At 45.6% G+C, this 11,870-nt stretch carries 7 protein-coding genes; 4 read left to right on the forward strand and 3 right to left on the reverse strand.

Features of this window, described 5'->3' with window-relative positions:
• The first annotated feature begins 193 nt into the window (after positions 1 to 193).
• A complete protein-coding gene (locus ACGHAV_RS14645) occupies positions 194 to 3,310 on the forward strand; it encodes a 7TM diverse intracellular signaling domain-containing protein (RefSeq protein ID WP_390382210.1) in 3,117 nt (1,038 codons plus the stop codon).
• Between the two features lie 2 nt (positions 3,311 to 3,312).
• On the opposite strand, the gene ACGHAV_RS14650 is transcribed toward ACGHAV_RS14645, so the two are convergent.
• From ACGHAV_RS14650 to ACGHAV_RS14660, 3 genes are all read right to left on the reverse strand, one after another.
• A complete protein-coding gene (locus ACGHAV_RS14650; RefSeq protein ID WP_390382213.1) occupies positions 3,313 to 4,011 on the reverse strand; it encodes a DUF2982 domain-containing protein in 699 nt (232 codons plus the stop codon).
• 274 nt (positions 4,012 to 4,285) lie between these two features.
• Complete coding sequence (locus ACGHAV_RS14655; protein WP_390382216.1) at positions 4,286 to 7,450, reverse strand: efflux RND transporter permease subunit; 3,165 nt, start codon at positions 7,448 to 7,450, stop codon at positions 4,286 to 4,288.
• On the reverse strand, positions 7,450 to 8,589 hold the full coding sequence (locus ACGHAV_RS14660) for an efflux RND transporter periplasmic adaptor subunit (RefSeq protein ID WP_390382219.1): 1,140 nt from the start codon (positions 8,587 to 8,589) through the stop codon (positions 7,450 to 7,452). Before ACGHAV_RS14660 ends, ACGHAV_RS14655 begins: the two co-directional genes overlap by 1 nt.
• Before the next feature lie 218 nt (positions 8,590 to 8,807).
• On the opposite strand from ACGHAV_RS14660, the gene ACGHAV_RS14665 reads away from it, so the two are divergent.
• The 3 genes from ACGHAV_RS14665 (at position 8,808) to hemL (ending at position 11,862) form a co-directional block, all read left to right on the forward strand.
• Positions 8,808 to 9,446 carry a TetR/AcrR family transcriptional regulator gene (locus ACGHAV_RS14665; protein WP_390382222.1) on the forward strand — a complete coding sequence of 213 codons (639 nt, stop codon included), beginning with the start codon at positions 8,808 to 8,810 and terminating at the stop codon, positions 9,444 to 9,446.
• Between the two features lie 117 nt (positions 9,447 to 9,563).
• Positions 9,564 to 10,577, forward strand: a complete 1,014-nt coding sequence (locus ACGHAV_RS14670; protein ID WP_390382225.1) for an aspartate carbamoyltransferase — start codon at positions 9,564 to 9,566, stop codon at positions 10,575 to 10,577.
• A 4-nt stretch (positions 10,578 to 10,581) separates the two neighbouring features.
• Positions 10,582 to 11,862, forward strand: coding sequence for a glutamate-1-semialdehyde 2,1-aminomutase (hemL, locus tag ACGHAV_RS14675; RefSeq protein ID WP_390382227.1), 1,281 nt, complete (start codon positions 10,582 to 10,584; stop codon positions 11,860 to 11,862).
• The last annotated feature ends 8 nt before the right edge of the window (positions 11,863 to 11,870 follow it).

The following is an 11,870-nucleotide window of genomic DNA, read 5'->3' on the forward strand; positions in this document are numbered from 1 at the left end:
ATGCTCTGCGATAGTACACAGCTTTGCGCATAAACCTTATTGTGGGGTAAACCGCATGTGTGTGCAATGCTTGAAAACAAAACTGTGAATTTGATACGAGTGGAAGCCCAATTTAATGCAGAAAGCGCTAGATTTTGTCATTCTGTTAAGACAATGGTTTAATGATAAAAATAATTAAGAAGTACAGACGACAATGCCTTTCATTCGCGCACTTTTTCTATTGCTTTGTTTTGCCGGTTTTATCAACACGCCGGGCACACAAGCACAACAAATAGAACAGCTTTACGATGAAACGCGCACGGTTGATTTATCAGATTCTTTTTACTATCTGTACGAAACCGATTACCAGCTTACCATTAGCGATGTCTCTCGCCGTCGCAACGATTTCCTTATGTACCCGTACGACAATCCGAACTTTGGATTTAGAAACAACGGTCTGTGGCTGCTTACTTCGGTAGCTAATGTGTCGAATGAAGAGAACTGGGTGTTCTCAATTAACTTTAGCCAACTAGACAGTGTCGATTTTTACCTTGTGCAAAACGGCAACGTCATTAAACAAAGTCATCAGGGTAAAGCCCAAAAAGAACAGCGTTTTAGAGTGCCCACATTGCGGGCACAGTTAAAAGACAGCGCGCCTGTTGATGTGTTTATTCGAGTAGAAAGCCATTCATCAAGCCTTATCACACCATTGAAAGTGCAGGCTGAGCCCGTTCACAGCAGTTATTTTCAAATGGATAGCTTACTGTGGGGACTGTTTTATGGTGGCCTGCTGATATTAGCTGTGTACAACCTAGCCCTCTATTTCGGTGTAAAAGAAAAAAGCCTTGTGGCCTATGTTGGATATATTGCTGCGGTGATTATATGGCAGTTTGTATGGGGCGGGCATACGCATTTAGTGTTTACACAAGGTATCCCAGCTTGGCTAGTCGGCCACTCCGAGCTTATCTTTGTCATTATCGGCATTAGCTCTGGCTTATTTGCTATGACGTTCCTAGAAACCGAACAAAATGCACCAACATCACACCCCGTTATAAAGTTCCTACTCGTTTGCCAAGGGATTACAGGGCTTGTCTGTTTTGTTGATTTACTCCCCCCTATCTGGAAAAACAACCTAGTTTATGGTGTAGGGCTTATTGCTATTTTAAGCTACATATACGCTGGGTTTGAGGCGTTTATAAACCGATTTAAACCAGCTCGTTACTTTATCTTTGCATGGACCATGCTCGCCACAGGCGCCATTGTGGGCATGCTTAGCCTTATGGGCGTTTTACCTTCAAACGACTTTACCACCTATTGTTTTCAAGTGGGTGTATTCCTTGAGGCAGGGCTTTTCTCTTTCGCCTTAATGGAAAAAAGTCGTAGCCAACTTGAGAATGAAGTGGAGCAAGCTACCAACGATTTACGCAATAACATGGAGCTAATCGAAGAGCAAAATGCGCGCTTAGATATTGCTCGTAAAGACGCTATTAAAGCCAGTAACGTAAAATCTCAATTCTTGGCGAACATGAGCCATGAAATTCGTACACCACTAAACGCCATCCTAGGCTTTAGTAAAGAGCTTAACAATGCGTCCCTACCTACCGACCAACAAGAACAAGTTCGCATTGTTAACACTGCAGCTGACAACCTGCTTACCATAGTGAACGATGTTCTCGATTTTTCGAAAATTGAGGCTGGAAAACTACAAATCAATAATCAACCATTTTCGCCAAACAAACTGTTTGAGGAAATGGTAACGATTATGGCGAAATCGGCGCACAGCAAACGCATAGAGTTTATCTTCGACCTCAACCCATTACCTGAAAAACTCATTGGTGACGTGTTTAGGATAAAGCAGGTGCTGAATAACCTTTTAAGCAATGCGCTTAAATTCACATCCTCTGGTTCTATAACATTAGCAGTAAGTGGGCACTCACTCGACCACGGCATGCACGAACTCAACGTGGTTGTGGAAGACACTGGTATAGGCATTAGCCGTCAAGATAGGAAAAAGCTATTCAACGCCTTTTCTCAAGTAGATGATGCGCTAAATAGAAACTATCAGGGAACTGGACTAGGCCTTGTGATTAGTCGTGAGTTGGTCCGGTTGATGAAGGGCGAAGTAACGCTTAAGAGTGTTTTAGGGCAAGGCTCTACATTTAGCGTAAGCATGCGAATGAACAGGCTAAGCCAAAAGTACTCGCCTTCATCAAACGACGATTGGTTAAACAAAACCGTGGTTCTGTTCGACCCTATACCTGCAACCCGTCGTGCCAGCGCAAAAATACTCAAAGCACTAGGCGCAAAGGTAACGTCTGTGGAATCACTTGAGTTTCTTCAGTCGTTGAAACAGCAGTATGACTTTTTAATGGCAACCATACCAGTAAGTAAAATGTCTAAGCGCGATGCCTTACTAAAACGCTTTATAACGTTCTCAGCGCAAAAGCGTGTTTTATGGTACTCGGGGCCAGAACCTTTTACGCAATACCCACGACTGTCTCAATACTTTCATTCGCAAGTAAGAATGCCAATGACAGTAGCAAAGCTCGACAGCATAGTTCATAACCAGTCTGCACCGGTGCAAAGTGCATTCCATGAAAAGGTCGCGCTGCTGCCCAAAGCTAAGATACTGGCCGTTGACGATATGGAGATGAATTTAAAACTACTGCAAACATGGCTCGATAGTTCTCCAGTTACACTCACTACTACTATTAGTGGCCAAGATGCGGTTAACCGATGCCAGACACAAGAATTCGACCTGATTTTGATGGACGTGCAGATGCCAGGCATGGACGGCTTGCAGGCCACACGAGAGATTCGTAAGTCTCCGCTTAACATGGGCACGCCCATTATTGCGGTCACCGCTCATGCTTTTAAAGAAGAACAGGAACGATTACTTGCTTCAGGTATGGATGATTACATACCAAAACCCATTGAGGCAGAAAAGCTAATCGATTTGATTAAATCGTGGTGTGTTCATATTGAGCCTGCAGAACTTGAGGTAGCATCGATAGATTGGCCACTTGCCCTAAAGCGAGCGAATCAGAATGAAGACGCCGCAAAAGAATTGCTGACAAGCTTTATTCAGCTATTGCCAGAAACATTAGAAACATTGACCAAGCAGTGGGAAGCGCAAGATTACAACGCGCTCAAGTTAGAAATACACAAACTGCATGGCGCATGTTGCTATACCGGCCTACCAAAAATGCAGCACTTAGCCAACGAGACTGAAACTGCACTAAAACTCGGTCAGCACCCTCTAGTGGAGGAGTTTTTGCCTTCGCTAATTGAGGAAGGTAATAAAATTGTACTAGAAAGTGCGCAGCATTAACGCTAGTTTAACTCTGGCGCTGCGTTTCTAGCTGCTTGGCATTTCATAATTAACGCAGCAAACTCATCGGCATCGCGGTCTAGCTCAGAGCTAGAGATAAAAATATCGAAGCCTAGACGTTTCCTAAGCTCAACCATACGATGCGCTAGCATGGCTTTAATACCTTTTATGGTTGTGCCATCGTCCATCACATAATGTTTGTCATCAAACATAGACTGTTGATAGCAGCTGCCAGACGCGCAGTTCTCATCCTCTCCCTGCATTAAAAGCGGACGTTGCTCCATGAGCAAATGCGTAGCTAAACGCGGTGAAATGGTATTTAAAAAATCGGTATAGCTTTTTATTTTAAAGCCAATAGTTTGTAGCGGTACATGCTCAAGGCCGTGACGAACACGAGGACAGTCGGCTCGCTGTAAATTATCCCAATGAATTCGCCAGCTTCCCAAGCGATGGCGATAAGTAATGTAGTCTTTTGCAATTTCAAGGCTGTAATCAGGCTCTCTTATTTTGAAATAGCCAATTAACAAGCATACTAAGGCTGCACTGGTAATAAAGATGCCCGCCAGAAATAACCACTCGGGTAATAAACTTAGCCAGAGTGCCGATACAACTAACCCCAGCACACCAAGCACAACGCTAGTGATACCGTTACTTTTTGATGCTGCTCGAATGAAAATAGAATCTGCGTTAGCGCCAGACATAAAAATACACCACTATCATAATTGCGGCCCACAGTACATAAAGACGAATTCGCCTACACTTAACACAATCTGTGTGCCACCAGCGTTTAATAAAATTACCCATAAATCACTCAGATATTCTGCGCCTTACGGTGTGTAGATACGATAAAACAGGCTGTAATTCACCTACCTACTTACCGTTTTACGCATTAAACGGGTGCACAGTTTACTTATAATACCGATGATGTCGAAGTGCTTTTTTGGCAGCAAATGCACTGCCAAAAAAGCATTGTGATCATGCTAGTTCGCTTTGAGCATAGTTGTCTTTAAAGCGGTAACGTTGAAACGCTGCAACTATAGTAGGTGTAAATACCAAGGATAAGATAACAGAGAAGCCAACGCCACCTGCTAACACAACAGCCAGTGGCGGCCAAAAACTACCTTCACTGAATAGTAGCAGCGGGATTAAACCGCCCACGGTGGTAAAGGTAGTGGAAAGAATGTGACGACTGCAGCTCATGGTTTCTTCAACAATGGCTTTTGTATCGCCCTGCTTAGCTTTAGGGTTGGCATTAATGGCCGCAATAACAACAATGGAGCCATTAATGGCCACACCGATTAACCCTGCACAGCCAAGTAGCGGGTTAAAACCAACCGGCAAACCTGAAATCCACAGGCTAAACATGCCTAACCCAACCGACAAAATGGCAACAAGCCCTATAACACCGGCCATACGCAAACTGGTAAAGGTGAGAATGAGCGTGGTAACCATTAACACAAGTAACACCGGTGCATAGGTGGCTAGTTTACCCAGCGCCTGCTGCTGTTCGTCGGCATCACCCGCCAAATGTATACGGTAACCCTTAGGCAAATCTAGCCGGCTTTCAAGTAGTTCTCGCAGCTGGTTACTGGCATCAACTGCAGGTACGCCCGGTAATAAAAACGCTTGAATGCGGTTAAGCCTTTCGCCATCTAGGCGCGTTATACTGCTTGTTGCTGGCTGAAGCGTTAACGAAGTTACTGCCGCAAGAGGCGACCAAGACATCGCACTATCGGTAGCAACCGGAATAGGCATGGCGTCAACGCCCGCTAAGTTTTGTCTAAATGCTTCATTAAGGCGCACTCTTACCGGGATTTCTTCGGTACTTTCCAGCACTGAACCACCCGTTACACCAGAGAAATTTACCTGCATTTGACTGGCAAGCTCGGTAAGTGTCAACCCTAGATAGGACAGGTTATCGCTATCGGCATTCACTTTCAGTTCTGGCTCGCCCATTGAAACACTGGCCGTAGATTGCGAAATACCATCGACTTCAGACATCAGCATACGCACCTTGTCGCCAAGGTCGTTTAGGATGTTCAAGTCAGGGCCAAAAATCTCTACTTCTACAGGTGCTGCTATCGGTGGCCCTTGACCAAATGAACGCACGACAATTTGCACCTCTGGATAGGCAATATCCAAATCGCGTTGCAGCTTTCCTATCAATAACGCGGCATTTTCCACAGTGTCGGTATTTACTACGGCATTGGCGAAGTATGGCGTGTTGTCTCGTGTCATAACTTGGTTGTAATATACCGAAGGTGCCGAACCGCCAACCAACCAACTTACTTGTGTAACGCTTTCCTCCGCGCGAATGGCTTGGTCGATACGTTTAACGTATTTTGTTGTGTTGTCAATGCTTGTGCCTTCTTTGGTCCACAGGTAAACCTCAAACTGGTCTCTGTCTGCACTTGGGAAAAACACGTTTGCAAGTGTTGATGACAGTACAAATCCAGACAAGCACAATACGATGGTTACTGGTAAAACAAGTACAGGCTGCTTTATCCAGCGTCCAAGCTGCTTGCTAAAGGCCAGACTAAGCGAAGGCGCCTGTATACCAACCCGCCACCATGATGACGATTTTTCGGTATTAGCGGGTGCGGCTGCACTATCGTGTTTTGGTAAAAAGCGGGCAGCCAGGGCGGCAATAATAGTTAGCGAGATAAACAACGACCCAATGAGTGCCATAACTACGCTAATGGCAATTGGGCCAACAAAGTCGCCGATATTGCCATCAAGTAAGAAAATGGGCATAAAGCCTAATATGGTAGTCAGTGTTGATGCCAATAGCGGTGCAAATAAGTGCGACACGCTTTTCGCCATTGCACCCACTCGTGTTAGGTTAGGATCTTGAAGGTTTATTCTTATTTCATCGGTAATAACGATGGCGTTATCAATAAGTAGACCGATGGCGATAATCATACCGAATATCGACATTTGATGAATTTGCTCGTTGTAAAAGCTTAAGCTAAACAGCGCAAATGCGGCACAAAGCGGAAGCGCTAGTCCTACTATCCATGCCGCTTTAAAGCCCATAAATAACAAGATAACAAACATAACTACTGCGCAGCCCATTAACAAATTCATCGACAGTTCAGATAAGCGCGATGCAGTATATTCGTTCTGTTCAAAGGCAACGGTAGCGGTTAGCGTGCCTTTAAAGTCAGCGTTAAATTCGTCAACCACCTTTAATGCATTCGCAGTCCACACATCTGAACGCAACGATGTTTGCATGCGCGCCGCAACAAATATGGACTCTTCACCATTTAAAAATGCAATTTCATTTCGCGGTGTGGCATAACCGCGTGTCACCGTTGCAATGTCTTCCACGCGCAGGTAACGCCCCTGTTGATTAACTAACGGGATAGAGGCAATCATGTTCACACCGTTTAGCCCTTCTCCAACGGTGAAACGCAAATCGTTTTGCTCGCTGTTTAACACGCCTGCAGGCAGCTTGGGATCGGCGCGACTAATGAGGCTACTTACATGTTGTAGGTTAAGACCCGTTGCCGCTAATTTAACTGGGTCGATGTTAACGCTTATTTCTTCTTGCGGTTCGCCATAAACGCGCACTAACTCGGTGCCATTTACATTACGAAGCCTATCGGTAAGCTCTTGAGCTAAACGCGCAGTCAGCGTAATAGGCGTGGTATCGGGGTAAGTAGCACGAAGTGATAAAAGCAGTGTAAATGCTGTCGCACCTCGCTTTTCGTCGAAAACGGGGGCCATAGCGCCCTCTGGGAATGACTCAGCGGCCGCACCAATAACATCGCGAATTTCGCTAAAGAGCTCTTCATTACTGCTGTTGTTTACCCAATCTTGCGTTTCGATAGAAACCACAGAAATACCGGCGCGAGAGGTCGATTTCACTTCTTTAATTTCATAAATTTCTCGAAGCCTGTCTTCAAGTACATCACTGACAAGTGCTTCCACACGCTCAGCTGATGCGCCCGGGTAAGAGGTGATGATAAGGGCGTTACGTGTGTCAATTCGCGGGTCTTCTAATCGGGGAAGAGAGCCTAATGCAGATAGCCCAGCTGTAATAAGGATAACGAGACTTAAAACCAGTAAGTGCCCACGCCGATAGAATAATGTGTACCAAGGGTAGGCTTTATCTCCATCTATGCCAAACGAGTTCATTAGCGCACCTCAGGCTGCTTTTTACTAGACAGCGACACAACCTGCCCCGGTGCTAATTTATGTGTACCTTCATTTACATAAACATCGCCGTTTTTAAGTGCGCCACGCACAAATGCATTACGCCCGTCGGTATATACCACCTCAACCACTCTGGCTTCTATTTCTGTTTCTTTACCGTCAGAAAGTACGAATACTCGCCATAAGCCTCTTAACCCGTTGCTTAAGGCATTTACAGGCAACCATGCGCCGGTTTCGGTGTGGTTACGAGCTCCCGAAAGCGTAGCCATATCGCCTGGGCGAACACGGTTGTTACTGTTAAGCGTAACCAATATATCGATAGTGCGAGTTTGCACATTACGAGTTGGTAAGCGCTGCAACACAGTGCCGTTAACTTCATATTGCCCCACCCGCATTAAAACCGATTCATTTACCTTGAACTGACCTATTAGATCTGCAGGGATAGCAAAGCGCGCTTGGTAATCATCCGTGCTGGTAATGCCCAGTACTGGGCTGCCCGCCATTACTACCGCACCTTCGTCGAACAAGCGCTCGTCTACAATACCGTCAAAAGGTGCAATAAGCTGTGCTTTGTCTATTTCGACTGAAAGTGACTGAATTGCCGCTTCTGTTTCATTAACCCGAGCAATGGCTACATTTAGCGCCGCCTCTGCTTCGTCTAAACGCTGTGCAGATTCAAGCTTTTTCTCGACTAAGGAAATAGTTCGTTGGTTATTCACCTTGGCAAGCGCAAGGTCGGCATTTGCGCGTGCTAGAGACGCCTTTAACTCTTGCTGTCTTGCCTCTAAACGCGCGATGTCTTGCTGCGCCAGTACATCGCCTTTCGATACTACATCACCTTCTTCCACCATCATTTGTAGAATTTGGCCGCCTGTGTCAAAGGAAAGCAATGTCGCGCGGGGAGATTCGATAAGCCCAAACACGTTTATGGGTGTTTCAAAGCCTTGTTGAATTTTTACTGTGCCAGTAGATACGGTCATAGGCACTCGCGCTTCTGGCGTTTGAGTTGCGTTCCCTAAACCAGCTGTAGCAAGTAGAACCACTAACACTGTGACAAAAGCAGCAATACAGATAATAAGTTTCGCTTTGCCATTAATTGAAGAATTCTGCGCAGCAGTCATAGTGTTTCCTTTATGTGCAGCCTTGAAAGTCGCTGCTAATCAGCCTTTTAAGCAGGGTTATCAATCACGTTTAACATTGATACTGCGAGGTACACCCTACGCTTACGTGTATTAAGCGACATTAACGTACTATTGTTCATGTTATGTGCTATGCTAGTATATTAATACTAGACCGTCCAGTTTGGTATTTATTTTTTGTTAAATTTGTGAGAAAAACAGTGACAACGCCTAGAAAACAAGGTCGCCCTAAAAGTGAAGAAAAGTACTTATTAGTGCTTAATGCCGCCTCGCACCTATTCCTACACGATGGTTTTTCTAAAACATCCATGGATACGGTTGCTAAGGCGTCTGGGGTTTCAAAACAAACCGTTTATTCACACTTCGACAGCAAAGACGCGCTGTTTCAGGCAGCCATTACCTCTAAGTGTCGGTCGTATCAGCTTGATGCCGAGCAACTTATCGACATAACTGACGGCACTTTGTCGCTGTATGAAGGTCTAAAAAAAGTAGGTGCACAGTTTGTACGCCTTATTCAAGACCAAGAAGCGGTTGCTATGTTTCGGGTTATCATTGCTGAAGCGGTAAACAATACGCATGTGGCGAAACTGTTTTATGAAGCTGGACCGCAGGCATCAGTAATTACTTTGAAGGACGTGGTAGAGCAGTGTGGCGCAGGCAAGCTAACCAGTGAGCAAGCCTACGAGTTAGCATTAGATTTCTGTGCATTACTTAAAAGCGAACTGCACACAATGATGCTGTGCGGCATTCGAAAGCCTATGACTGACAACGAGATAGAATTGCACGTTACTAAAGCAGCGAAGAAAACCTGTCTGCTATTTGACTATTATCTTCAGTAACATTCGTTAAGCTTTATCCACATATACGCGAATAGCCTTTGCACGTATGCACAGTTAATGACTTATACCAGTTGGTATTATAAACTAGCGCCGTTTTCGTTGATGATTGAGTAGCGCATGTCTAACTTTACCGGTAACCACATTCTTTCGGTTAATCAATTCGATCGCGAGGCCATTGAGAGAGTCTTCTCAGTTGCCGATTCCATGCAGCCTTATGCTAAACGCCAAAAACGCACCACCGTGCTGGAAGGTGCTATTTTAGGTAACCTTTTCTTTGAACCCAGTACACGTACTCGTGTAAGCTTTGGTACTGCCTTTAACTTGCTTGGCGGCGAGGTTCGGGAAACCACGGGGATGTCTAGCTCGGCTCTTGCAAAGGGAGAATCGCTATACGATACCGCTCGTGTGCTAAGTGGATATTCAGATATCATTGCCATGCGTCACCCTGCCGCTGGCTCGGTGGCAGAGTTTGCCGAAGGCAGCCGCGTACCTGTTATTAATGGCGGCGACGGCGCGAATGAGCACCCTACACAAGCGCTGCTAGACCTATTTACCATCAAGCGTGAACTTGAGTATAACGGCAGAGGCATTGATGGCCTGCACATCGCGATGATTGGCGACTTGCGCTACGGTAGAACCGTTCATTCATTATCGCGTTTGCTTTGCCTGTTTAAAGATATTCGATTTACACTTATCTCGCCTAAAGAGTTGGCCATGCCACAGCCCATTATCGATGCCATCGAAAATGCAGGGCATAAGCTCACTATTACCAATACATTAGAAGGTAATATGGATGCAGACATTTGTTATCAAACTCGCATTCAAGAAGAGCGCTTCCCGTCACAGGAAGAAGCCAATAAATATCGCGGTAAGTTCAGGTTAAATCACTCAATTTACACAAAACACTTCCAATCAAAGACCGTTATCATGCATCCACTTCCAAGAGATTCACGTATGGAAGCCAACGAATTGGATAACGATCTAAACCTTAATCCAAACCTTGCCATCTTTAGGCAAACAGACAACGGAGTGCTGGTTCGAATGGCACTGTTCGCTTTAACGCTGGGTGTTGATCACTTGGTGTCGAAATACGAACGCGACGTGGTTTGGTACAGCAATAAGAGTAAGTAATTACATGCAGAAATCTGAAGCATTGTTTGCCCGCGCGCAACAAACTATCCCTGGTGGCGTTAACTCACCGGTACGTGCCTTTAAGGCAGTTGGTGGTACACCTCGCTTTATCACAAAAGCAGATGGCGCGTATATGTGGGACGCTGACGGAAAGCAATACATCGACTACATCCAGTCGTGGGGCCCGATGGTATTGGGTCACAACAACGCTAAAATTCGCGAAGCTGTTATTGCAGCATCGCACAACGGTTTGTCGTTTGGTGCCCCTACTGAAGCCGAAGTGATCATGGCTGAAACCGTAAGCAAGCTAGTACCATCAATGGAAATGGTACGTATGGTTAACTCGGGCACTGAGGCCACCATGTCGGCTATTCGCCTTGCACGTGGCTACACCAGCCGCAACAAAATTGTGAAGTTTGAGGGCTGCTATCACGGCCATGCCGATTCTTTGCTAGTGAAAGCAGGCTCTGGCGCTCTGACGCTTGGCGTACCAAGCTCGCCAGGTGTTCCAGAGAATGTAGCTGAGCATACGCTAACCGTTGAGTACAACAACATCGACAGCGTTAAGCAGATTTTCGAAGCGCACGGCGACGACATTGCTTGTATCATTGTTGAGCCGGTAGCTGGAAATATGAACTGTATACCACCTGTAGACGGCTTTTTAGAAGGGCTTCGCGCTATATGTGATGAATACGGAAGCGTGCTTATTTTCGACGAAGTAATGACTGGTTTTCGTGTTTCACGCGGTGGTGCACAAGAGCGTTATAACGTTAAACCAGACCTTACCTGCTTAGGTAAAGTCATTGGTGGCGGTATGCCAGTAGGCTGTTTCGGTGGTAGAAAAGACATTATCACGCACATTGCGCCTACAGGACCTGTATATCAAGCGGGTACTCTATCGGGCAACCCTGTGGCCATGGCAGCAGGCCTTGCAGCAATGGAAGAAATCCAGCAGCCAGGCTTATACGATTCAATTTTTGAAAATACGCAAAACTTAGTAGACGGTTTTCAGGCCATTGCCGACAAGTACGGCGTGCCGCTTACCACGAACGTTGCCGGCAGCATGTTCGGTATTTTCTTTACCGATGTAGAAAAGGTGACAAACTACAAGCAGGCAATTAACTGTAACACGGCGCAGTTTAATAAGTTCTACCACGGCATGCTAAACGAAGGCGTATATCTTGCTCCTGCATCTTATGAAGCTGGGTTTGTATCAAAAGCCCATGACGCTAGTGTGATTGAGAAAACACTGGCTGCTGCTGACAAGGTATTTAGTACGCTTTAAAAGTGTGC

The sequence above is a fragment of the Alteromonas sp. MTD1 genome (assembly GCF_042848195.1).
Taxonomy (GTDB): Bacteria; Pseudomonadota; Gammaproteobacteria; order Enterobacterales; family Alteromonadaceae; genus Alteromonas.